We start from the raw sequence: 24,345 nt of genomic DNA on the forward strand, positions 1-24,345 counted from the left end.
TCATGAATTTTATTAGGTTAATGGTTAGTAAGTTCATTAAAGCATGTAAAATGCTACTAATCAATTTGATTATTTAATTAATGCGATAAATTGATAAGCAGTTCTGTATTATTAGTTATTGATATTTCAGGAGAAAAAGATGCCTTTAGACGAGCCGATAACACTCTCTGAGTATGATGTTAAATGGCCCAAATTTTTTCTAAAGGAAAAATTACAGTTAGAATCGGTGTTTGCAAATCAAGTGACTATTGAGCATTTTGGCAGTACAGCTGTACCAGGCATGATGGCAAAACCAATCATTGATGTCTTAATTGGAATAAAGAATAGTAACGCTATTGAATCTTTTATCGCACCATTACAGCAACTGGGCTATGAATATTTAGGCGAAGCAGGCGTAGAGGGAAGGTTGTATTTTCGTAAGCGAGGCAAAATAAATTTTAATTTAGCCGTTGTCTTACTGTATGGGGAGCATTGGCAAAATAACTTAGCGATACGGGATTATTTGCGCACTCACCCTCTGAAAGTAAATGAATATAATGATTTAAAAAAGAAAATTATTTTGCGAGGTAAAACCATGTTTTTAGCGTATTCGCAAGAGAAAGAGCAATTTATTAGAGATTTATTGACTTTAGCCCACTTGCCGAAATAAATGTCGGAGTGACAGGAGTTGAACCTGCGACCCCTGCCTCCCGAAGGCAGTGCTCTACCAGGCTGAGCTACACTCCGATTACAGTAGTATAGCCTCGCTCATTAAGCTTTATACAGCATTGCAAGTTCATTCAGTTTCAGGCAGGTATTCCACATAAACTTCTTCATCTGAGTCACTTGCGCTTTAATGGTTTCGTCTAAGTGCAAATTCTGCTAGGTTTTCTAGTGCTTGTTTAAAAGAGGAGTCTGGAAGTATGTGTAAAGCCGTTAAGGCAGCATCAATTTCATTTGCAGCAAATTGCTTGGTAAACTCGATTGCCTTTGTTTCATGGAGAATATTTAAAATTTCAGAAAGATTATTTAAATTACCTTCTTTTAAACTTTGTCTTATTATAGATTGTTGCTCAGGTGTTCCCTGTTTAAGCGCATGTAAAATTGGCATCGTAGCCTTTCCATCTGCTAAGTCCGTGCCAATATTTTTTCCAGTTTTTTGTGTGTCAGCACAGTAATCTAAGGCGTCATCAATTAATTGAAACGCATTGCCTAAATGTAATCCATACTGATAAAGGCTATTCTCAACTTCCTGGCCAGTTTCTCCAAGAATGGCTCCGATTGCTGCTGAGGCGGCAAATAATAATGCTGTTTTAGCACGTATTACTTCTAAATAATCATCAATAGATAGTAAAGGGTTATGACGATTAACTAACTGCTTTATTTCACCACAGCTAATTTTATGAGATGTATTGGCAAATAAGCGTAGAATAGACCAATTTTTTACATTAACAAGTAATTGTACGGATTGGGTAAATAGATAATCACCTACTAAAATGCTGGCTTTACTTCCCCAAATCTCATTAGCTGTTTCCTTGCCTCGTCGTAATTTAGATTCGTCAACAACATCATCATGTAATAAAGTCGCTGTATGAAAGAATTCAACCATAGCTGCTAGAGCAATATGATCATGACCTTTATAGTTACAAGCATGGCTAGCAAGTAAAACAAGCAGGGGACGTAAACGCTTTCCTCCGCTCTCTACAATATGATGTGACAAATCGTCAATGAGTCCTACTTCAGATTGTATTTTATCAATGATTAGGGTATTAACGGCCTCAAAGTCGTTAGCAACTAGCGCTCGTAAACGGTCTACCGACATTTTTTATCCTTTAGCATTTAATCCATGCATGCTAAAGTTCATAATACTTAATGTCAAGTTAACTTATAATAAATACAAAAATTATACATTGGCGCTTCTAAGCCTATAAATTTTCTTTTTTAATTACAGAAAATAAAATTCCTAATTAGGAAATTCTTTCCTTCTTTAGCTAGAATCAATTTATAGCCTAGGAAATTTAATTTGGTTAAAACTTAGCAGATTAAAGTTATAAAGTTAGGGAAAATGATTACTCATTTTAGGGATTAAGATCTGGAGCACTCTGATGAACCAGCAAACAGTTTGGGTTATTAACAATATTAATACTAAGAAACTACTTCCTTTAGAAGTTGATGAAGCAAGCTCTATTGGCGAACTTCCTTCCGAACCTCCTTTTGCTTTAATTTTAGCAAAGTCGCCGCATCAAAACTGGATTGATTTAGTAAAAGAAATACGTAAAAAGCCAGAATATCGTTTTACGCCTATTTTTTATCACGGTGACGTTGAATCAAGTTGCAGGCATATTTTTGATGGTCCTGCGGATAGTGAGGTACTAAATAAAACCGCAAGTCAAATCCATGAGCGTCTACTAAGTGTATCTAAATTAGCTTTAGAATCCCTTAATAAAGAATCAATTTTACTTATTTATTTATATTCTCGGCCAAATACGTATATACAAGGTTATAAAAGCGCCAGTTCTCCTTATATTTATGAATATCCTTTATTAACCATCCTCTATAATGAAGATTCAGGCCTAGAACATTGGCAATTCTTAGAAGATTTAGTATTAAGGGATTTACTTTCTCAGCAAGGTTTAGTTGACGAGATAAAAATTTGCGCGTCTTGTGGTTCAGGATTACTTAATTTAAAGAATAGCTGTCCTAATTGTCATTCCATTGACGTTAAACCACAACGGTTTGTTCACTGTTTTGCTTGTGGAAATATTGCTCTAGTACCGGAGTTTTTACGTCAGGAGCGATTAATATGCACACGTTGTCATGCTAAATTACAAGAATTGGGTGTAGATTATGAAATACCCTTAGAAGATAAGATATGTAATACTTGCTCTCATTTCTTCGCAGAACCCGCAGTTCATTTAGTTTGCTTACTCTGCCAACGTGCTGCTGCACCTTCTGAATTTATAGCACGACGGCTTTATAACTATTGTATAACCCATCGTGGTGAATACCTTGCGCGTGGCATTGAAAAAAGTATTTATACAAATTTTAGCCATTATTTTAAAGTCATTGATTATCCTGTTTTCTTGTCTATCCTTAGTTGGCAAGTGAAGCTAGCTGAACGTTATAGCTCGATTTATTTCAGTGTAATGGTCTTACATGTTACCAATGAAAATGAATTTATTGAGCTACATGGTGAAAAAGACTCCGAACGCTTAATGGGGCAATTATTTACAACACTAAAGCAAGTATTTCGTGAAAGTGATTTAGCTGCACGAACCAATGGTACAATGTATTTCTTTCTACCTTTAGCTAATCAAGAAGGCTGCCTTATTATTTTTGAACGTATTAAGCAGTCTATACAACAGTTGGTTAATACGGAAATGGGTAAAGGTTTAACAGTTTGTATTAGTTATATGACTTCAGCTGAAGTCATTAATAGCTCTCTACAAGGTGATTTAATCATGGCGGAATTGCAAACACGGATGCTTGAGAATAATCTATGTATTATCGGTGATAAAGCATAAATAAGATGAGTTTTAACATAAAAGAGCCAAAAGCTCTTTTATGTTGCTAAATAAATGTGTCCGTAGAATGCTTGCGAATCTATACGAAATCCAAATCAAAATAGACTAAAGGCTAACATAGAAATAGTTTATACGTTGAAGCGAAAGTGCATTACATCGCCATCACAAACTATATAGTCTTTACCTTCTAGACGTAGTTTCCCAGCTTCTTTTGCGCCTTGTTCTCCACCAAAGGTAATAAATGCATCATAAGAAATAACTTCTGCACGAATAAAACCTTTTTCAAAATCCGTATGAATGACGCCTGCTGCTTGGGGTGCAGTAGCTCCCTTAGGTATAGTCCAAGCTCTTACTTCTTTTACACCGGCGGTAAAGTAGGTTTGTAAACCTAACAATTCATAGCCGGCTCGAATAACCCGGTTTAATCCAGGCTCATTTAACCCTAAATCTTGCATTAATTCTAAACGATCAGCGTCTTCTAACTCTACTAATTCTGCTTCGGTAGCGGCACAAAGGGAAACTACTTTAGCATTTTCATTTTTTGCGAACTCAACTACTTTATCAAGTAAAGGATTATTCTGATGGCCATCATCATCAACATTAGCAATATAGAGTACAGGTTTTGCTGTTAAAAGAAAAAAACGTCGAATTATAGCCTCTTCTGCAGGGGTAATTGATAATGTTCGAACAGGAAATCCTGCATCTAAATGCTCTTTTACTTTCTCAAGAGCTTGTTTTTCAGCTAATGCTTCTTTATTTCCACTTTTACTTAGTTTATTTACTTTAATTAACGCTTTCTCAATAGTTTCCATATCTGCTAATGCTAACTCAGTATTAATAACTTCAATATCGCTTAGTGGATCAACACGCCCTTCAACATGAATAACATCTGATTTATTAACACCAAAGCAACGTACCACATGAGCAATAGCATCTGCCTCTCTAATATTTGCTAGAAATTGATTACCTAAACCTTCACCTTTAGAAGCACCTTTAACAATTCCGGCAATATCAACAAATTGCATCGTAGTAGGTATTGTTTGTTGTGGTTTAACAATTTTGCTTAATTCATCTAGGCGTGGATCAGGTACTGTTACAATGCCTACATTAGGTTCAATTGTACAAAAAGGATAGTTCTGTGCTTCAATGCCAGCTTTAGTTAGCGCATTAAATAAGGTTGATTTACCAACGTTAGGTAAGCCTACAATACCACATTTAAATCCCATAATTGGCCTCTTTATAAATAATATTTAACAACGTTTAGCTGATTATTTTAGCAGTTAAAGTGTAATTTTTAGCTATTAATCTTATTCATAGCTAAGGCTATTTCACCATGTATGAGTAAAGGTAATGCTGTTATTGTTCGCTCAAGAGCCGCTAGAATTAGCTGTTTGTCCGTTAAGCTAGGTTTACCAAGTACATAATTTAATACTAAGTCTTTATGCCCAGGATGCCCTATGCCAACTCGTAGGCGATGGAAATTTGAACTACCAAGCTGATGTGTTATATCTCTAAGTCCATTATGACCACCATGTCCTCCACCCATTTTTAACTTAATACGGCCGGCAGGAAGATCAAGATCATCATGCACAACAAGAATTTCATTCGGGTCAATGCGGTAAAATTGACTAATTGCTCTGGCTGCTAAACCACTTTGGTTCATAAATGTAGTGGGCATAAGAAGTTTACAAGTATAACCTGCCTGCTCAATAGTAGCTAATTCTGCATGGAGTTTTTTTTCAATTTTAAAAGAAACCCTATAGTGTTTAGCTACCATTTCAACAAACCAGCCTCCAGCATTATGTCGAGTAGCAGCATAAGCAGGCCCTGGGTTTCTAAGGCCAATGATTAATTTTATTGTCATAATATATAAAAAGAGGCGAGTAAATTACTGTTCGCCTCAACAAAGATTAAGTAGAATTAAGCTATGCTTGCTGTTGTTAACTTTAATTAAGCTTCAGCTTCCGGCGTTTCAGAAGGAGTTGCTGGCGCTGCTTCCTCTTCTTCTGCACCACCTTTTGGAGGGTGAATAGCCACAACAGGTAAGTTATGATCAGCATCATTAGCGTTTACAGTAAGCTGAACACCTTTAGGTAATTTTAAATCAGCAAGATGAACAACTTCATTTAAGCCAACATTAGCCATATCAACCTCAATAAATTCTGGCAGATTTTTAGCTTGGCAGCGAATTTCGACTTGGGTCATATTATGGCTAATACGTCCGCCTGCCTTCGCGCCTTTTGCACTTTCCTCATTAATAAAATGGAGCGGAACATTTTTAATAAGAATATCTTTTGCTGATACACGCTGTAAATCCATATGTAGGATAACGGGTTTATAAGGGTGGCGTTGTAATGCCTTAAGAATAACATGTTCAACTTTGCCAGCAATATTTAAATCGAAAACTGATGAATAAATACTCTCGCTTTCAAGTGCTTTTATAACCTTGTTATGAGGAAGGTTTAAAGCTTGAGGTTTTTTATCGCCACCATATAAAATTGCAGGTACTTTATTTTCAAGGCGACGTAGGCGGCGGCTCGCACCTTTCCCTATATCAGCTCTTGCTTCGGCTTCTAAAACGATTGATGACATAACTTTCTCCATAGAAAAACATGTGTACTTAACGCGCGACCAAGTTAAGTACTAAAATAAATTTGGAGCCAGAGTATACAATAATTTAAAATCAACTTGAAGTCATAGCAGTAATTTCATAAAATATGCGACTTTGTTGAACTTAATAAAGCCATTTCGGCGGGTTGGAGATAAGCTATGTATGCGGTAATTAAGACGGGCGGTAAACAATATCGCGTAAAAGAGGGCGATGTTATTAGAGTAGAGTCGCTGTCTGGCGATGTTGGGAGTGAAGTCGATTTCGCTGACGTACTCATGCTTGCTGATGGTGATAAGGTGACTGTAGGCAATCCTTTAATTGAAAAAGTTGCTGTAAAAGGTGAAATATTAGGACATGATCGTCACAAAAAAATTAAGATTATTAAATTTCGTCGTCGTAAACACCATATGAAACAAATGGGTCATCGACAAAATTTTACGCAGATTAAAATTACTGCGATTAATAGTTAAGAGGGGAAAATAATGGCTCATAAGAAAGCAGGCGGTAGTACGCGTAATGGCCGCGATTCGAATCCTAAGTATCTTGGCGTTAAACGCTTTGGTGGCCAATATGTGAATGCTGGCGAAATTTTAGTCCGTCAACGCGGAACTCGATTTCATGCTGGTGAAGGTGTAGGCTGTGGTCGAGATCATACATTATTTGCTCTTATTGCTGGCACAGTTGCTTTTCGTGTTAAAGGGGCTAAAAACCGTAAATATGTCATCATTGAAGCAGCTGAAGGTGCCGCTAATTAGATCTGGTTATTTCTAGATTAGCAAATTTCATTATCATGCTATTAATTTTAGCCTGATATAAATTAATTTCTTTGCAGTTATTGTGCCGCAGTTTTTGCTTTGCGGCATTCATAATACCTTTAGTTCTTTTTCAAAGATTGCTGCTAATTATAAGCGTTATAGACATATAGCGTCGCCCACTAAATTTTAGACAAGGCGCAAGTGAGCGAGGCGAAAGAGTGTACAAATAAGTACATGACTGAGCCGAGCAAGCTTGCAACGAAGTATAAAGCTTAGTGGATGGCGCTATAGCTAAAATCATTATAAAAAGAAACTAGACTGTACTATTATTAAGCCTAGAAACTACTTAAGTAGTATAAAAACTCTTTCCATATCAGTTAAATTTAAATAGAGAAAGTAAATGAAATTCGTCGATGAGGCTATCATTAATGTCGAAGCAGGTCATGGTGGACATGGTTGCTTAAGTTTTAGGCGGGAGAAATTTGTGCCCTTTGGTGGGCCTGATGGTGGCGATGGTGGTGATGGTGGCAGCATTTATCTAGAAGCAAATTCCGATTTAAATACTTTAATTGATTTTCGTTACCAAAAGCATTTTAAGGCTAAAAATGGACAGCCTGGCATGGGTGGAAATTGTACTGGCAAAAAAGGTGATGATTTAATTATTCAAGTACCAGTAGGCACCTTAGTTTTTGATTGCGATACTGACGAGTTATTGGGAGATATTAAACAACCAGGCGATCGCTTATTAGTTGCTCAAGGTGGATTTCATGGACTTGGTAATACGCGCTATAAAAGTAGTGTTAATCGAGCACCACGACAAACTACGCCAGGTACCCCAGGTGAAGCACGCCGCTTACGATTAGAATTGCGAATATTAGCTGATGTGGGATTATTAGGCTTACCAAATGCAGGTAAATCAACTTTAATTCGAGCAGTTTCAAGTGCTAAGCCTAAAGTTGCTGATTATCCTTTTACGACTCTGCATCCTGAACTGGGCGTAGTTAGGGTATCTTCTTTTAAAAGTTTTGTGATGGCTGATATTCCTGGCCTTATTGAGGGCGCTTCAGAAGGCGCAGGTCTTGGCCATCGTTTCTTAAAGCATTTAACACGTACATGTATTTTATTGCATGTACTTGATATTTTACCTATAGATGATAGCGATCCAATTACGAATGCAAAAATTATCTCACAAGAACTAGCCCAATATGATCCTGAGTTACTTAATAAACCACGTTGGCTTGTATTAAATAAAATCGATCTTTTACCTGATGAACGGGAAAGAGAGCAGATTAAGCAAACTATTGTTCAAGGACTAAACTGGCAAGAACGAGTATTTATGGTTTCTGCTTTAACAGGTGAAGGTACAAAAGAACTCTGTTATGCGTTAATGGAGTTGATTGATCAAATGAAGAAGCCGGGAGCTTATTAATTCAGCTGCATAATGAACTACAAGTGGGCTGCGATGAGGTAATATGTGAGTCTCTTTTCCCTCAAAACGACTATGTCTATAAAAGATAGCTAATGACGTTTCTCCATTTTTAGGCCGATTAGTCCAATATTCATAGAGTCCACAAATGTGAAAATGTAATACAGCATGGCTGGGCTCATGAAACTTAATCAATGAATAAGTCTCGGGAAGTTGAATTAATGATTGCAAAAGGCCGCCTGTCGCTTCATCTAAAATAACAAGGGGCTTTTGCCATTTTTGAATAAACTCAACTAATTCCTCAGATGCTTTCTTCTCTGTTTTAGTGATTAGATGTGGGCTAATAATAGGCCATAAAATTTTAGTGATTGTTTCAACTAATTCTTGCTCAGCCCATACCTTACATTCTACATAGGGAGTATCTAATCGATAGCCTGTCTTGCAGTTAATACCTTTTAATGCGTCATCAATTGCTTGTGCAATTTGACTTTCTGCTACGCCGAATAAGCGCCATTTAAGTAACTGTTTGGTACTACGTTTATCCTGTTGTAAAAGGGGCAAAACATAATTATTAAACATAGGTAAACATTCACGCGGTGGACCAGGCAACATAATAAAGAGCTTATTATCCCTTCTAATATAGCAGCCTAAAGCTGTACCATTTGGGTTTGGTAATAAAATTGCTTGGGCAGGAAATTTCGCCTGTTGCCTATTACCTTCACTTATAGCAAGTTTGCTTTGGTATATTCTAGTTTGAATATGAGCTAGTGCCTCAGGGAATTCAATAAGTGGGCTTGCTAAATAACGGCTTAATGCATAACGTGTTCTATCATCTGAAGTGGGACCTAAGCCACCAATTAGGATGATGATATCGTGTTGATTTGTTAAGAAGCTAAGGCCTTGGTATATATCATTTTCGTCATCACTACAAGATAAATGTATGCCAATTGCTAATCCTTCAGTATTAAGTACATGAGCTAAATAAGGGGAGTTAGTATTTAAAGTATCTCCTTGAATAATTTCATCACCCGTCGCTAAGAATGCAATTGTCATAATTTTGTTGAAATTCCTCTTTGCCTTTATCATAGAGGTTTCAGGAATAAAAATGAATAGAGCTTTTGCCTAACCTGCATCTTTTCCTTTATTGCTGCGTTGCAGACATTTCTGCGGCGCTACTACTCCTTGTAAACTCTGCTTCTCGAAACCTTTGCGCCTTGCACTAAAGTAAAATCTACGGTTAGGCAAGAGCTTTAATGATTAAATTTAGTGAGGTATTGATAATCATTGTTTTTAAATCATTGAGGATTAATTTTAACATTAAAAGTAATAGAAGTAGTTCCACAAGGATTTGTTGCATTGATAGTCACTGGAAACTCGTCTTCAACTTCTGCTTTAATAATGACCGATCCAGTTCGGCGGTTAATAATGACTTGATTTTGGGGGTTGGTAACAAGTGCTGAGACGGTATAATATATTTTTGTGCCTGTTATGGCTTCAGAAGCTGAAATAATTTTTGTTTGGCCAACTTGAAGGTCAATATCAGAGGGCTCTTGGCCTACCTTTGGCTCATCTTCTTCTGTACAAGCAGCTGATAACTCCTCCGATGGCTTAATTATGTTATCCTGATTGCTTTCTGAAGAGACAGCCTGAGAATAGTAAACATTTTGCGTTAAGATAAAAAACAAAATCCATTTTAGATTTCTATTCATACATTTCCTTATATTTAATATAATTATCGATTAAATAATAGCATTCTATTTCAAAAATATTTATTGGAGGTTTAAAGTCTCTGCTTAAGTAAATCGTATTGGTAGAGCGAAGCGATGCACATATTACGTTGTTTTTAGCTTTAAAATGTAACAAAACAGAAAAATTTTAGTAAATATATCAATTTTTGATGCTCTAATTTTAAATTAAGCACGAATTGATTGAAATTTCTTGCGGTCTAGGACTAGAGGTGATAATCTCTGGCTTGCTTAAACTAGGTTGTTGGAGAATGGATCAAAAAATAATATAAGCATACATAATGTGCAGATATAAGGCAGATTTATTAAACGATTATTAAAATAATCAGGTTAAGGTAAGACTGTATTTTTGTAAAGAAGGGAAATTACTAACTATTTACTTTTTAGTAATTTAAGATTATTGTTACTAGTAAACAAATTGATTTTTATTATAAATCAATTGGTTAAGTTTTAAATTCCTTTATTAAGGGCTAGTTTTTTCTGAAGTTGTTTATCTGTTGTACATCATAATTGGCTGATTTTTAATCATAGCCACATACATTTTTTAAATTTCTTTGCTTATTGAACATTTAATTACTGGGAAGTTAATAAATTGTAAAGATTTATAAGTATTTTATTAAATAACATTAATACTGACTTAATGATTCTTTTATATACTGGACCCGTTTTAAAACTAAGGCTCTATACCTAGTCAAAATTATAATAAGAGGTAGACTTTTATGACTAAGAACAAGACAGAAGGGAGAATAGAGCAGGATGCTAAGAACCAAATAATAACAAGATCATCTGTAAAGCAAGTGGTCCCATTACCAACTGCAGCGCCAGCAGTCAGTAATAATATACAAACAAACAATTTGAAGGCACCTTCCTATGCCATACAAAATGAATATGCTAAAGCTGTAATAAGAGTATTTGCCACAAGTGTTTCAATTGCAAGTGCACTTTACCCGCTTGAAGTAATCCAGATGCGTAAACAAATGGGCGTAAAGGGTATAGGCGTCAAAGCTGGTTTTTTTACCCCAGCTATGTTTAATTACAAAACGATAAAGCCACTTGTGCAAGGTTTTTTAACGGCTAATAAAAGTAGCTTAATAAAAAATTCAGTTATAGCAAATCGAGAAACAGTTTCTACGCATGTTGATTCGGTAGTAGGTGAAAAGGGAAAAGAAAGTAATAAAAATGTCAGTAATTTTAAAGTGGAAACAATTTCTGCAGGACTTATTGCTGGTATTGATACTGGCTTTACTCAGATTTATGCTAACTTACGTAGTCTCAATGCGCTAGGATATACGCTATCGATACCAATGTCGCAGAAATTTGAGTTTTTTAAACAGGGTTTGTTGATTCGTGGTACAAGGAATTATTTTTCAGCGTTAGCATGTATGGGATCTACTGGTATGATAAGCGATTTTCTCAATCCTTACATATCTAGGACGACTAATCCTGTTTCACATAATGCTTTAACCTCTATTATTGGTGGCTTTGCCGTTGCACCATTTATTAATACAGCAGACGTTCTTTACCGACGTAAAATAAAAGGTATGAACTTGGAAACGTTTGAGACACCTAGTGTTAAGCAGATTTTTACAGAGCTAGTGAAACCGCAAGGTAAATTTAGTTTCCGTGGAGTAAAAGCTTTAGGTGCTGGAACGTTTATAGGTGGAGTTAATGGTGCTGTTGCTTTGGCAGTGCTTAATGGATCATCGTGGGTTTTAGATAAGTATGTCTTTAGCGGAATTTTGCCAGCAAAAATCGTTAATTGTACATGGGAAGCTTATAATTATTTTAATGGACCATCAGCTCAGCCTAAAGTAGGCGAACTCCCCCCAACTGTGCCCCGTACTAGCCAATCAAGGAATGGCTTCTTTTCTTTTGCTGCTAGTAGTTCTACAGCGCCGAAGGTAGAGGTAGTGAAAGAGGTAGAGCAACCTCAAACTACTGGGCCAAAAGCTTAATGGTTAAGTTATAAACTTAGAAGGAATACTGATTAAGTATCTTTCTAAGTTTATAAAATTAGGTGGACAGTTAAAACAGCTATTAATTACATATTTAGCTTAGTGTCCGTTGACTTATTATGGTTAGCGATTTCTTCAGTTGAGCCTTTACTAGGTAGAGAACCTGTTAATTTAGTAATTAAAATAGCTTGAGTAGTTAAATTGGCTGTCTGTACGAGCAAGGGCACTGCTCTTTTGGCGCCCTCTGAAAAAAAACTTTGGGCAAATTTTCCTGATATGAAAGCACGAACCATACATCACCTTTTGTATGTGGATTAAGCGAATCTTCAGTCTACTTCATAAATTAATGAATTTGTAGAAGTTAGTATGATATAAATTTTTCCACCATTCTTAATATTTGACTAAATCGTTTAGTTTTTAAAAATTATTTTAAAAAAATTTAATTACCCTTTTGTAATATTATCTTTATATTCATTTTTTTTCTTATAATGCTAGGTCAAATAACCCTTAACTTAAAAACTTTTTTCATGCAAATTACAGAACCAATTGATGCAGTGATTACGTGGGTAGATGGAAATGATGAAGCACATCAAAAAAAATTAGATAAGGCACTTGCAAAATTGAATAAGCAACGGCCAGAGGGAGCGGCACCTACTCGTTTTAATGAATGCGGCGAACTTAATTATTGCTTACAGTCATTATTGCTTTTTGCGCCTTGGATTAGAACCATTTTTATTATCACTGATGCACAGACTCCACCAATTATTAAGCAGTTAGAAAAAGATTTGCCACCTAAAATTAAAATAGTTGATCATCGTGAAATTTTTGTCGGATTTGAAAAGTATTTACCGACATTTAATAGTGTAGCGATTGAAACTGTTTTATGGCGTATTAAAGGACTTGCTAATCATTTTATTTATTTAAATGATGATTGCTCTATTATTCGACCTGTAAAACCTGAAGATTTTTTTAAAGACGATAAAATTGTATTAAGAGGCGAATGGAAAACCCAAACCAGTAAAAAATGGCGAAATTACTTTTATCATTTACAGGCTAGACTATTACGTAAACCGCCTAAGGTACTTACCTGTAGTGAGCATCGAACGTTACAGGAAAATAGTGCTAAATTAGTTGGTTTTAATAAACAGTTTTTTCACTTACCTCATATCCCTTTTCCTTTAAGGCGTGAAACTTTTGAAAAATTTTTTAGTAAATATCCTAATTTATTAATAGAAAATATTAGTTATCCTTTTCGAGATCCTAAGCAATACTGGCCAATTTCCTTGGCTCATCATTTAGAGATCAAAGCCAGTCTTGCTGGTTTAGATAACTCATTAAAAGCAATTGCTGTCAATGGTGCTTGTTATTCTTTACAAAAAATTCAATCCAAACTTAGACAAGCTGAGTTAAAAAGAAATATCGTCTTCATTTGTATGCAGAGTTTAGATTTAGCACCTACAGATACTCAACAGTGGATGCTTAACTGGCTAAATAAAAGGATAAAAAGCACTTAGGCTTTTTATTAAGCTAAGTAAAGTGGTAAGCGCTTAAATATGTGCGTCTTCTTATAACTTCAGTTATTTGGCTAGTATTGAAAATTTGACTTACTGCAATAAATGTTAAGAAAAGGCTAAAGAATAAATTAAGTTAATTCGCATCTTATATGTAGAAAGTCAGTTAGTGCTAATAGGCCTTTCGTTTTATCATAAAAGGGGCTTAATTCATCTTTTGCCTTTTGAAAGTAAGTGCTAATAAGATCAAGTAGCTTATTTTGGCTATAAAGTTTTGCAAAAGTAACTTTTTGATTAGCTAAATCTGAAGCGCGATTTTTTCCTAATTTATCAATCGGCGCATGAAGATCTAAATAATCATCTTGCATTTGAAAAACTAACCCTATATAAGCTGCATATTGACTTAATGCTATTTTTAACTTCGGATCTGGATTTCCGGCAGCAATAGCCATTTTAACACAGGCAGAAATTAGTTTTCCGGTTTTTAATTCATGAATAGTATGGAGCTGTGACTCATTAATATCAATGTTGGTTAACTCTGATAAATCAAGGCTCTGTCCGCTAACCATGCCTGTAGGCCCACTGGCATGCACTAATTCATGAGCAATAGCAATCACTTGAGAAGGTGGTAAAATTTGAGGTAATTCGGTTAACAGAATATCGATTGCTAAAGCTTGCATACCATCGCCTACTAAAATGGCTGTTGCTTCGTCAAATGCGCGATGGCAGCTAGGTTTGCCACGGCGAAAATCATCATTATCCATTGCAGGCAAATCATCATGTATTAATGAATAGACGTGTGTTAGCTCTACTGCTACAGCAATTCTATCTAAGCAAGGCAAAGCTACATCCAGTGCTTCCCCAGATAAATAAACTAATAGAGGCCTAATACGCTTTCCACCAGGAAATAAAGTGTAATATATAGCTTCTTTTATACGTTTTGCAGGAATTTCAATTTGATCAATAAACTTTTTAAGAAATGCTTCATGACGTTTAATATAATAATTTAGTTGCTCATTAATCATTACAAAGTCCAGTAGGATCTAAAGAATTTAGACGCAAAATCTCTATCTTCTGTTCAGCTTGCGTTAAGTCAGTTTGACATTTACGAGCGAGATTAATTCCTTTTTCATAGTATTTTAGTGATTCCTCTAATGTTAAATCGCCTTGCTCAAGCTTTTTAACAATTTCATCAAGCTCTAAGAGTGATTTTTCAAACTGGATAGCCTTAGCCATAACCGTCCTGTCCTACATTTAAGAAAAAGACAAGTATACCTAAGAAACATAGAAATGCTATGTTTTAGGAAAAACAGCTTAGGTAGCGTAAATAATTAGAGAGAAGTTTAATTTTAGAAAAGTATAGTGAGTTATTAATTTTATAAGTTAAGTTATTGATTAATCTGAATTTCAAATCTAAACTTGATATTCAAGCCATGCAGGCATTACTTTATCTAAATAAGTCATAAATTTCCATAGTCCAACTTGCGTTTCTACTATCCCAAAAGGATCTGCTTTTAGTTCAGGATAGGCAATACCTAAACCAAAAACGCCAGGTGCTATAATACCAACATGGGGATCATAGGGAAAATAGCTAAGACCATTAATTGTTATCGTATTACGACGCTCAAAGCCTACTGCATAAACAACTTGATCGCATGTAGCCAAATAGGGGCGTACATCATTGGCAAGTATATTATAGCGAACTAAATTAGATGGTAAAACACCATCAATAGATTCACGCGCCCAAGCCGCTGTTTCTCCTTTAAGCCCTGTATTATCAAATAAGATCCATTCACCCATGTCAATCGCATAACGACAAGGTGAGCGATAAAAATTAATCACTTGTTTTGCGCCCAGCTCTACTAGGTTGCGTATTATCATAATTGCTGAATGCGATGAACCAAAAACGCCATAGGTAAAGTTTAAGTCAATAACTTTTTTTAATTTTTGTTTATCAACAGCAATTTCTAAAGGAAGGTTAGTTACATTGGAATAATTGAGTGTTGAAGGGACCGAGCCTGTTGCTAGAATAACTTGGCTTGCTATAAATTTATTTGAATCAGTTGATAGTATCCACTTCTTATTATCTATTATCATGCATTTAATGGTATCCACTTTACTAACGACTTTATTGCAAAGCTGTTTAGTAACCCATTGTAGTGGGTCAACAATTTCCCTTAATACGCAGGTTTTATCTCTAAGTAGGTTAGCCAAATTAAATTGCTCAGCGATGACATGATAATTGAACGCCGAGGAAGCATAGAGAAAGCGATTGAATTTATCCACAGTCGTATTGCTAGATACATTAGACCAAAGCCTACCTAAATCGCCTACCTTGAAATAAGGATCCACCCATAAAATATCTTCAGGTTGAACACCTGCATCAATCAACTTACCTACTGCTGCAATTCCAGCCGGGCCTGCACCAATTACTGCCCATTTAAAATATTGAATAGTCATTTGCTACTTTAGTAAGGGTAAGTGTAGTATGATCGAAATTGTAGAAGTTAGCTGCTAGTTTAACAAGTTATGTATTAAATTTATGAAGACTAAAATCCGATTTATTTGCAGTCAGTGTGCTTGTACTTTTGCACAATGGGCTGGTCATTGTACTCAATGCGGTGCTTGGAATTCTATTGTTGAGGAAAATGTCATTAAAGTTGAAAAAAGTCCTCGCTTTAGTAACTATTCTAATCAACGCTCAACAATTACCTCTCTAGAAGACGTAACTATTGATCATGAAACGCGTATGGACTGTGGATTGTCCGAGCTTAATCGCGTTTTAGGGGGCGGTCTTGTGGAAGGATCGGTAGTCCTTATTGGGGGAGATCCTGGTATAGGAAAATCGACATTGCTGTTACAAACATTAGCTAACCTTTCAGTGCAGCAAAAAATACTTTATGTTACAGGCGAAGAGTCACTACAACAAGTTGCTATGCGCGCTAAACGACTACAATTGCCTACAGCTAAATTACGATTGTTGGCTGAGACTCAAGTAGAAACGATTATTAATCATGCGCAAAAAGAATTACCTAAAGTAATGGTTATCGATTCAATCCAGACTATTTTTACAGAAGCGATTAGCTCAGCACCAGGTGGAGTAGGGCAGGTACGAGAATCAGCAGCGCAACTTGTAAGATTTGCTAAAATGACCCAAACAGCTGTTTTTTTAGTTGGCCATGTCACCAAAGAAGGCGCTATTGCAGGTCCCCGTGTTCTAGAACACATGGTTGATAGTGTTTTATATTTTGAAGGTCAGAGTGATAACCGTTTTAGGGTAATAAGAGCAATAAAGAATCGTTTTGGTGCAGTTAACGAGCTAGGTATTTTCGCCATGACAGATCGTGGACTGAAGGAAGTTGCTAATCCTTCAGCTATTTTTCTCTCTAAACAACCTGACCCTACTCCTGGAAGTGCAGTCATGGTTACCTGGGAAGGTTCAAGACCAATGCTAGTTGAAGTACAAGCTTTAGTAGACGAGGCACATGGCCAACAACCAAAACGAGTAACGGCAGGTCTTGAGCACAATCGTTTAGCTATTTTGTTAGCTGTTCTACATAGACATGGCGGTATAGCTACCTTTGATCAAGATGTGTTTATTAATGTTGTAGGTGGCGTAAAGGTTACTGAAACGGGTAGTGATTTAGCGCTATTAGCAGCTGTAGTTTCAAGTTTACGTAATCGAGTGTTTGATCCCGAAACAATTATTTTTGGAGAAATAGGCTTAGCAGGTGAGATTAGGCCGGTACAAAGCGGGCAAGAGCGGCTACGAGAAGCTGCAAAACATGGCTTTAAAAGGGCAATTATTCCTTTTGCTAATGCACCTAAAGCAAAACAAGGTTTTCCCCTTGAAATTGAAGCTGTAAAGCATTTGCAAGAAGTGCTTGTTAAATTATAGACTCCAAATTAATTAATAGACTTCTTTCGAAACTCGCTGCGCGCTAAGTTGCAGGTTGCGCTAGCGCACAGAACCGGAGTGTACATCGAGTACATGAGGATTCGAGCACTGCCGCGGCCTGCAAATTGGCCCTTGCTTTGCAGTAGAGTTTCCAAAGAAGTCTAATGTTGGTCGAAATAATCCGAACGAACACCATAAATAGAGCAATTAAGTGTCTTATCAGACTGTTGCTCCCAAGTAGGCTTATCTAAAACAGCACTTGCATCTTGATAACCCATATCCATTCGTAGCTTAATAACTGCTTCAATAAAATTATAATCCTTAAAAGAATGAGAATAAGGCGTTGCATGATGAATGATATGTACAATACTAAGGCGCTTACAGTGGCCTAATTTAAGTATTTTTTTGACTTCAGGGTCTTCTTTTGTTTCTGGTGGCAGTCTTTCGCCTAGAAATTGAATTGCTGCTTGTAGATTTTGCTTAACCGTATAAACGTTGGTTAATCTTCGCGAATGACTGGCATAACGAATATCTTTTTGTCTTTCTTCAATTTGATCCATGGTTTTCGGCAGGCGACCTTGCAAACTAAAGCAGTCAACAACGAAGCAAAGTGTATCAAGTTGGGGCAGCGCATCTAATACAGTAACTAGCGGAGTATTAGCATAAATCCCACCATCCCAATAATAATCTTCACCAATTTTTATGGCCGGGAATCCTGGAGGTAAAGCGCCACTAGCCATCACATGTTCTGGTGTAATAGTACATTTTTGGCTATTAAAAAATATCATTTGTCCTGACGTAATATTAACGGCGCCAAGGCATAAAGTAATTTTTTTATTTTGGTTAATTCGATCAAAGTCGATGTGTTTTTCTAAAGTATGGCGTAGCTCAGACGTATCATAGTAACTTAAATTATCAGGTAAGTCTTGAGTTAACGGATGAGGTGGAAAAATACGGGGCTTAAAAAAACCTTCTAAACCAAATAATAGAGAATACATAGCCCCAATTTGATTATGCAAGTGATGGGCAAAATCGGTCATGTTAAAATCGAAGAAAGCGTCTACCAATAACTTAGGCGTTATAGTTTCCCAAAAACTGGTTAACTTATCTAACTGTGTTTCAGGCGGATTACCAGCAACAATAGCTGAATTAATGGCCCCTATAGAAACGCCTGTTAAATAATTAGGAAGATAGCCCCGCTCACGAATAGCTCGATAAGCACCTACCTGATAAGCACCTAAAGCGCCTCCACCTTGAAAAACACAAGCAATCCGGTCGTAATGCTGTTTCTCATGCAGTGGTCTCTTTGGCTGATTAATATAACTAATTGCTTCTTTATGATGTTTACTTTTATCTTTTGTTGGCCGAGTCATATTAGCACATCCCTGAAGCGTTACTTTTTATTAGTATATACTGAGAATTAGCATAAAGTGGCAATTTTTAAAGTTTGTAAAGCCTGAATAAGGGGTAAGAGAGGTAAGCCTTGAATTGTGCTATCGTTACCCTCTATGGTTGTAAATAGCCATTTAGCTCTACCTTCATAATTGTAAGCGCCGCAGCTTTGATAAGGTTTATCTGCTTGCAAATAGGCTTCTATTGCTTGGTCACTTAATAATTTCATGTTTAGCGAAGCGACCTCTTGCCCTTCAAAGAGGAGTTTTCTGGCTTTTGCAATGCAAAACGCTGCAATTTGCTGATGCCTTTTACCACGTAACTGACGAAGATGTAAAGTTGCTACTCCATGATTACCTGGTTTGTCAAAATAACGATTTTCCATAACACAAAGTTGATCAGCTGCAATGATGAAATAATCTGGGTATTTTCTACTGACTGTTAATGCCTTATCCGCAGCTAAAGCACGGGCTAATTCAATAGGACTACTTTTTGTTAACTGTCTTTTAAGTAGTTCTTCATCACTGTTGGATGGAATTACTTTAAATTTTAAGCCAAGTGATTCAAGGAGCTGTTTTCTAATTTTTGAACCTGAAGCAAGAATTAAAGGTTTTTGTATTATAAGATTACACATAAATAGCAACCGAAGCCATCAATAAAAAGCCGATAATGACAAAACTAAAATAGCGGAGATTACAACAGCGCTCAACCATGACACATTTTTCAAGTCCATGCAGCGTACCTAAATAAAGGAACGTACCGGCAGAAGCTGCAATTAAAATGGGATCAAACAGGGAATGGGTTTCAACACCACGACCAAAATACCAACCTACAAAAATGCCGATGGGTGTCATTAAACTAAAGCTTAAAAAGAAAAATAAACGCTTAGCCATATTAAGCGAGCTTTTATTTAATTGAACGGCAATAGCAAAGCTTTCAGCCCATTTATGAGTAATGATTGCTAAAAAAAGCATAATAATCAAAGAATTACTTGAATTTAAGCCAAGAGCTGCACCAAGCATTAAAGAATGAATGGATAACATAGCCCAGGCAAGAATGGCAAAGGCAGGATGATTTACCGCTTGATGATGATAAAGCTCTTTTCCTAAATGCTCAAACCATAAAAAGAATAAAAAAACAATACCTGTAATAATATAAGCAAAGGGATAATGATAGCCAAACTCATTAAATAGATGATCGGCGTCTGGAAGCATATGTAATAAGCCTGCCCCTAAAAAAATACCCGTGGATAATGTTTCTCCAATAGGAAAATCAATATGTTCCTCTGAATAACGGGCTCTCTTCTTAAAAGGATACCATCCCGCTAAAAGAATAACAGCGACTATTGCTAAACCGAAAATTAATTTTAAACTAGTCGCAATTGTCATTTTTATCTCTCATTAAAGCTTAAATTTAATCAGTCTGAATAATAGAAGCAAGGTTAATTATTAGCAATAAATTTATCTTCATAAAATAAACAAACTTTTTTTATAAAAGGTTGCTGTTTTATTTCTTCTCTAAGAAAAGTAGAGAGCTCCTGCAATTGTTTATCTGAGTCCAAATAATTGTGTATTAAATCGATACGCATTTTGCCGTCAAGATAATGTAGTGTCCAATATTGAATACCTGAAAATTGCTCCTTCCAGGCGTTTAACAAGGTTTTTTCTAGTAAGGTGCGATTTGGCAGATGAAGGGATGGGCAATTTATTTCATCATCCTCAGGATCAACATGAACAATGACATCATTAATACGTTTAAATTGATTCATTAGCAAATGATGAACATGTTGAGCAATATAGTGTCCCTCAGAAACGGAGATAAAAGGAGAAACTAAAATATGAACATCAATTAAAATATTACCGCCCATTAAGCGACTACGTAATTGGTGAATACGTTGCACGCCATCAATTTGTTCAATGACCGCTCTGATTTGCTCTAAAATCTCAGGCTCTACGGCTGTATCAACTAATTCTTTGACACTATCCCACCCATAAGACAAGCCCATTTTAATAATCATTAAACCTACGATTACAGCAGCTACGGCGTCTAAATAAGGAAACCCCATAAAGCTGCCACTAATTCCAATAGTTACAACAAGGGAAGAAGCTGCATCTGAACGGTGGTGCCAGGCATTCGCTATAATAAGAGGAGATTTAATTTTTTTTCCAATATAGCGAGTGTAGTGAAATAAAATCTCGTTAAAGATGACAGAAGATAAAGCGATAAACAAAGTTATTTTAGCAGGTATATTATGAAACCCTTCAATCAGTTCATCAATAGCATCCCAAGTGATACCAAAACCAGTCAGAGCCAATAATAAGGCAAGCAATAGCGTTGCTGCTGTTTCAAAACGTTGATGACCATAAGGATGAGAACTATCAGCGTCCTGACTGCCAAATTTAGAAGCAAAGATAACCATAACATCTGTGATTAAATCGGCAAAAGAGTGCACTCCATCCGCAACTAATGCATGAGAGTGGTAAATTAATCCACCTGCTAATTTAATGATTCCTAGTAATGCATTAGTAATTGCACCAATTAGAGTTACTCTTTTTGCTTCCTGATAACGCTCAGACATTGGCCACCTTCTTTAACGAGCTTAAATTGCTAATCAATTTTTAGGTTATTGCGCATCATCTATTGTAATGCAAATAAGGATAAGGACTAAGATTTATTTTTTAACTTAAAGAATTTAATCAATAAAAAATAAATTCAGAATATTAATCGTCTACAAATATGGCATTTGCTAATTTAAATTAGCCTGATTTTTTATCGTATTGGGCCATTTAATAATTTTCTACTTAAATTGGTAAGAACTAAACCAGCCATCTAAGCTGCGTATTTATAAGGATTTTAAGAGTCTATGCACAAGGTTATCCACAGAATTTGTGGATAACGAAGAAAGTTTAATTTATTTGGATTAAGCTGTTAAGCTATATCCAGCAAGGCTTTCACTTAAAAAGTATGTTAATAAAAAGGACGTTTAGGAAAAAAAGAGAATTAGTTATCCACAGGATATTAAAGTGCAGAGTAAAGAAAGTCGGCTATAGTAACAGAGAAAAAAATAATGTCTAGTTTTAATTTATATTTTAAGTACAGCAACTCGTAATTTTTTAATTGGCTAATTTTAAAACCCATGGATTTGGTTAACTTTGTAAAAACTGTTCGAATTGGCCTAGCCAGCGCTTAGCAATTAACTTAGCTGTTTCTGGTGCTTTGTCTATTAGTTCATTACTACAGTGGGCCACAGAAGGTAGTAAAGCACTATCACGAGGAAGATTTGCAATCTTAAATTGGCGATAGCCGGTCTGTTTAGTGCCTAAAAATTCACCTGCGCCCCGTAATTGTAAATCCTTTTCAGCAATTATAAAGCCGTCTGAAGTTGCACGCATGATTTGCAGACGTTCTGCACCAAACTCTGAGAGAGGCGATTGATATAATAACAGACAGTAAGATTGACTATTTCCTCTACCGACCCGACCGCGTAATTGATGAAGTTGAGAGAGTCCTAAACGCTCTGCATTCTCAATAATCATAAGACTCGCATTCGGTACATCTACGCCTACTTCAATAACTGTAGTAGCAACAAGTAAATCCAATTCGCCCTCTTTAAAAGCTGCCATAATAGCTTCTTTCTCAACTGGCTTCATTTTTCCATGAACTAAACCGATGCGTACAGTTGGTAATTGTTCTTGTAATGTTTTAGCCGTTAAACTGGCTGCAGTACATTGTAGTTTCTCGGACTCTTCAATAAGTGTGCAAACCCAGTAGGCTTGCATACCGTTTGCAATAGCCGCTTTTAAGCGCTGTATAATTAGTTCGCGTTTATCTTGGTTGATAACTGCTGTATGAACAGGGATACGACCAGGGGGTAGGGCGTCAATAATAGAGATATCTAGATGAGCAAACTGTGTCATTGCTAATGTTCGTGGTATAGGAGTGGCTGTCATTAATAATTGATGAGGCATAAATTTTTCTTGTTGCCCCTTTTGCTGCAATAATAAACGTTGTTCTACACCAAACCGATGTTGTTCATCAATAATAATTAATCCTAATTTATGAAATTCAACGCCTTCTTGAAATAAAGCATGTGTACCTATGGCGATATGGCACTTATTTGTTGTTAACTGTATTAAGGTTTCTCGTTTCTCTTTTGCTTTCATTTTGCCACTTAAGCGCACACAATTAATCCCTAAAGGAGAAAACCATTTTTGGAAATTAATTGCATGTTGTTCACTTAATAAGTCAGTAGGAGCCATTAAAGCGACTTGATATTCTTGCGATATGGCTTGTAGTGCCGCTATCGCTGCGACAGTTGTTTTCCCGCAGCCAACATCACCCTGAATTAGCCTAAGCATGGGCTTGTTTTTGCTTAAATCTTCTTTAATTTCATGACTGACTCGCGATTGAGCTTCTGTTAGTGCAAAGGGTAATTGATCAAGAAATTGTTTATAGAGCAATTCATTAAGTAATAAAGGCGGCGCATAAAATTGATTACGATAGTGTCTTGCAAATTGCATGCTTAAACGTTGAGCTAATAATTCATCAAAACTCATTCTTTGGAGAGCTGGGTGGGTGCCTGCCTCAAGTGTATTCATTGTTGTATCCGGAGGCGGGCTGTGAAGAAAAGTGATGGCTTGTGCTAAAGAGGGAAAATGATAGCTTTTCAACTGGTCTGCAGTCATCCATTCTAATTGTTCTAACTGAGATTGGTAGTTAGATAAAGTCATTTTAATAAGTTGACGCAGTCTACTTTGCGTAAGTCCCTCAGTAGTTGAGTAAATAGGCGTTAATGTTTCATCAACTCTGACATCATGTTCATTTTCTAAAACTCGATATTCAGGATGAATCATTTCTAATTGATTAGCAAAATCACGTACTTCACCAAAGGCTCGTAGCCAAGTATTCGTTTTAAGAGTATTTAATTGTTGTTTATTAAAATGGAAAAAACGAAGTCTTAAAATGCCACTTGTTCTATCTTGCACATAACAATAAAGCATCATTCGTTTGCCATATTTAATTTCAATTTTACAAATTTGTCCTACAATAACGCAGTACTCATTCGGACGAAGATCTTGAATAGGTGTAATACGTGTCCTATCTTGATAACGATAAGGCAGGTGAAAAAGGAGATCACCGACGGTTTTAATACCACATCGGCTCAGTTTGTTAACTAAGGCAGGCCCTACGCCTGGTAATATTTCACAAGTTTGAGACAGCACGGTATGATAATTAAGTTAAAAGAAAGAATAATAGCAGGAAATTAAGTAAGTGTTGAATTAAGCTTTTAAAATACTCTACGATATCACTTAAATGGTCAGGTTTTTCGTATGTCTTAATGTATCCTGCGGTACGTGGTTGCTTTTAATATAGCGTCACCTAATAAGCTTTATACTGCGTTGCAAGTTCACTCGGCTCGGTCATGTACTTAGTTGTACACTCCTTCGCCTCGCTTCACTTGCGCCTCTTCTAAAGCTTAGTGGGCGGCGCTATACCACTATAGCAAATTTTCAAAAGCAATCTTTTGGAAATTAAAACAATAGGAGAAG

General features: G+C 36.2%; 23 protein-coding genes and 1 tRNA gene. 8 read left to right on the top strand and 16 right to left on the bottom strand.

The window, feature by feature from the left end; translation table 11 throughout:
* Positions 1-139: 139 nt before the first annotated feature.
* Positions 140-649, top strand: coding sequence for a GrpB family protein (locus ACQUW5_RS03245; RefSeq protein ID WP_444989776.1), 510 nt, complete (start codon positions 140-142; stop codon positions 647-649).
* A gap of 3 nt (positions 650-652) precedes the next feature.
* Here ACQUW5_RS03245 and ACQUW5_RS03250 read toward each other — a convergent pair.
* Positions 653-726: transfer RNA gene (locus tag ACQUW5_RS03250), tRNA-Pro, on the bottom strand.
* Between the two features lie 106 nt (positions 727-832).
* Entirely contained in the window at positions 833-1,801 is a 969-nt protein-coding gene (locus ACQUW5_RS03255; RefSeq protein ID WP_444989777.1) for a polyprenyl synthetase family protein, read from the bottom strand.
* Positions 1,802-2,084: 283 nt separating this feature from the next.
* Between ACQUW5_RS03255 and ACQUW5_RS03260 the strand changes: the two genes are divergently transcribed.
* Positions 2,085-3,503, top strand: a complete 1,419-nt coding sequence (locus ACQUW5_RS03260; RefSeq protein WP_444989778.1) for a TackOD1 domain-containing metal-binding protein — start codon at positions 2,085-2,087, stop codon at positions 3,501-3,503.
* Positions 3,504-3,631: 128 nt separating this feature from the next.
* On the opposite strand, the gene ychF is transcribed toward ACQUW5_RS03260, so the two are convergent.
* From ychF to ACQUW5_RS03275, 3 genes are all read right to left on the bottom strand, one after another.
* The gene (gene ychF / locus ACQUW5_RS03265; protein WP_444989779.1) at positions 3,632-4,729 is read right to left on the bottom strand and encodes a redox-regulated ATPase YchF; all 1,098 of its coding nucleotides are present in this window, start codon (positions 4,727-4,729) and stop codon (positions 3,632-3,634) included.
* A gap of 68 nt (positions 4,730-4,797) precedes the next feature.
* The gene (gene pth, locus ACQUW5_RS03270; protein ID WP_444989780.1) at positions 4,798-5,367 is read right to left on the bottom strand and encodes an aminoacyl-tRNA hydrolase; all 570 of its coding nucleotides are present in this window, start codon (positions 5,365-5,367) and stop codon (positions 4,798-4,800) included.
* A gap of 86 nt (positions 5,368-5,453) precedes the next feature.
* Positions 5,454-6,095: a 50S ribosomal protein L25/general stress protein Ctc gene (locus ACQUW5_RS03275; protein ID WP_444989781.1), complete on the bottom strand. Its 642-nt coding sequence runs from the start codon at positions 6,093-6,095 to the stop codon at positions 5,454-5,456.
* A 177-nt stretch (positions 6,096-6,272) separates the two neighbouring features.
* On the opposite strand from ACQUW5_RS03275, the gene rplU reads away from it, so the two are divergent.
* The 3 genes from rplU (at position 6,273) to cgtA (ending at position 8,298) form a co-directional block, all read left to right on the top strand.
* Positions 6,273-6,584, top strand: a complete 312-nt coding sequence (gene rplU / locus ACQUW5_RS03280) for a 50S ribosomal protein L21 (RefSeq protein WP_444989782.1) — start codon at positions 6,273-6,275, stop codon at positions 6,582-6,584.
* 12 nt (positions 6,585-6,596) lie between these two features.
* Positions 6,597-6,869 carry a 50S ribosomal protein L27 gene (rpmA, locus tag ACQUW5_RS03285; protein WP_444989783.1) on the top strand — a complete coding sequence of 91 codons (273 nt, stop codon included), beginning with the start codon at positions 6,597-6,599 and terminating at the stop codon, positions 6,867-6,869.
* A gap of 400 nt (positions 6,870-7,269) precedes the next feature.
* Complete coding sequence (gene cgtA, locus ACQUW5_RS03290; protein ID WP_444989784.1) at positions 7,270-8,298, top strand: Obg family GTPase CgtA; 1,029 nt, start codon at positions 7,270-7,272, stop codon at positions 8,296-8,298.
* Here the strand turns inward: cgtA and ACQUW5_RS03295 are convergent.
* A complete protein-coding gene (locus ACQUW5_RS03295) occupies positions 8,254-9,348 on the bottom strand; it encodes a competence/damage-inducible protein A (RefSeq protein ID WP_444989785.1) in 1,095 nt (364 codons plus the stop codon). The genes cgtA and ACQUW5_RS03295 overlap by 45 nt on opposite strands.
* A 242-nt stretch (positions 9,349-9,590) precedes the next feature.
* The gene (locus tag ACQUW5_RS03300; protein WP_444989786.1) at positions 9,591-10,004 is read right to left on the bottom strand and encodes a hypothetical protein; all 414 of its coding nucleotides are present in this window, start codon (positions 10,002-10,004) and stop codon (positions 9,591-9,593) included.
* Positions 10,005-10,759: 755 nt separating this feature from the next.
* Between ACQUW5_RS03300 and ACQUW5_RS03305 the strand changes: the two genes are divergently transcribed.
* Positions 10,760-11,995 carry a hypothetical protein gene (locus ACQUW5_RS03305; RefSeq protein WP_444989787.1) on the top strand — a complete coding sequence of 412 codons (1,236 nt, stop codon included), beginning with the start codon at positions 10,760-10,762 and terminating at the stop codon, positions 11,993-11,995.
* Between the two features lie 86 nt (positions 11,996-12,081).
* Here the strand turns inward: ACQUW5_RS03305 and ACQUW5_RS03310 are convergent, their stop codons facing one another.
* Positions 12,082-12,288, bottom strand: a complete 207-nt coding sequence (locus ACQUW5_RS03310; RefSeq protein WP_444989788.1) for a hypothetical protein — start codon at positions 12,286-12,288, stop codon at positions 12,082-12,084.
* Positions 12,289-12,522: 234 nt separating this feature from the next.
* On the opposite strand from ACQUW5_RS03310, the gene ACQUW5_RS03315 reads away from it, so the two are divergent.
* Positions 12,523-13,509: a stealth family protein gene (locus ACQUW5_RS03315; protein WP_444989789.1), complete on the top strand. Its 987-nt coding sequence runs from the start codon at positions 12,523-12,525 to the stop codon at positions 13,507-13,509.
* Positions 13,510-13,637: 128 nt separating this feature from the next.
* Here ACQUW5_RS03315 and ACQUW5_RS03320 read toward each other — a convergent pair whose 3' ends face one another.
* The 3 genes from ACQUW5_RS03320 to ACQUW5_RS03330 all read right to left on the bottom strand — a co-directional run bounded on the left by ACQUW5_RS03320 (position 13,638) and on the right by ACQUW5_RS03330 (position 15,966).
* On the bottom strand, positions 13,638-14,531 hold the full coding sequence (locus ACQUW5_RS03320; protein ID WP_444989790.1) for a polyprenyl synthetase family protein: 894 nt from the start codon (positions 14,529-14,531) through the stop codon (positions 13,638-13,640).
* Positions 14,524-14,742 carry an exodeoxyribonuclease VII small subunit gene (locus tag ACQUW5_RS03325; RefSeq protein WP_444989791.1) on the bottom strand — a complete coding sequence of 73 codons (219 nt, stop codon included), beginning with the start codon at positions 14,740-14,742 and terminating at the stop codon, positions 14,524-14,526. The genes ACQUW5_RS03320 and ACQUW5_RS03325 overlap by 8 nt, the downstream gene beginning before the upstream one ends.
* 177 nt (positions 14,743-14,919) lie before the next feature.
* Positions 14,920-15,966 carry an FAD/NAD(P)-binding protein gene (locus ACQUW5_RS03330; protein ID WP_444989792.1) on the bottom strand — a complete coding sequence of 349 codons (1,047 nt, stop codon included), beginning with the start codon at positions 15,964-15,966 and terminating at the stop codon, positions 14,920-14,922.
* 82 nt (positions 15,967-16,048) lie between these two features.
* On the opposite strand from ACQUW5_RS03330, the gene radA reads away from it, so the two are divergent.
* Positions 16,049-17,404 (top strand): DNA repair protein RadA, encoded by a 1,356-nt coding sequence (gene radA, locus ACQUW5_RS03335; protein WP_444989793.1) that lies wholly within the window; start codon positions 16,049-16,051, stop codon positions 17,402-17,404.
* A gap of 161 nt (positions 17,405-17,565) precedes the next feature.
* On the opposite strand, the gene ACQUW5_RS03340 is transcribed toward radA, so the two are convergent.
* From ACQUW5_RS03340 to recG, 5 genes are all read right to left on the bottom strand, one after another.
* Positions 17,566-18,777 (bottom strand): patatin-like phospholipase family protein, encoded by a 1,212-nt coding sequence (locus ACQUW5_RS03340; protein ID WP_444989794.1) that lies wholly within the window; start codon positions 18,775-18,777, stop codon positions 17,566-17,568.
* Positions 18,778-18,824: 47 nt separating this feature from the next.
* Complete coding sequence (locus tag ACQUW5_RS03345) at positions 18,825-19,430, bottom strand: Maf family protein (protein WP_444989795.1); 606 nt, start codon at positions 19,428-19,430, stop codon at positions 18,825-18,827.
* Positions 19,423-20,184 carry a ZIP family metal transporter gene (locus tag ACQUW5_RS03350; RefSeq protein ID WP_444989796.1) on the bottom strand — a complete coding sequence of 254 codons (762 nt, stop codon included), beginning with the start codon at positions 20,182-20,184 and terminating at the stop codon, positions 19,423-19,425. Before ACQUW5_RS03350 ends, ACQUW5_RS03345 begins: the two co-directional genes overlap by 8 nt.
* A gap of 53 nt (positions 20,185-20,237) precedes the next feature.
* Positions 20,238-21,374: a cation diffusion facilitator family transporter gene (locus ACQUW5_RS03355; protein ID WP_444989797.1), complete on the bottom strand. Its 1,137-nt coding sequence runs from the start codon at positions 21,372-21,374 to the stop codon at positions 20,238-20,240.
* Positions 21,375-21,942: 568 nt separating this feature from the next.
* Positions 21,943-24,018 carry an ATP-dependent DNA helicase RecG gene (gene recG / locus ACQUW5_RS03360; protein WP_444989798.1) on the bottom strand — a complete coding sequence of 692 codons (2,076 nt, stop codon included), beginning with the start codon at positions 24,016-24,018 and terminating at the stop codon, positions 21,943-21,945.
* Positions 24,019-24,345: the final 327 nt, after the last annotated feature.

It is taken from the genome of Legionella pelazae (assembly GCF_052527395.1).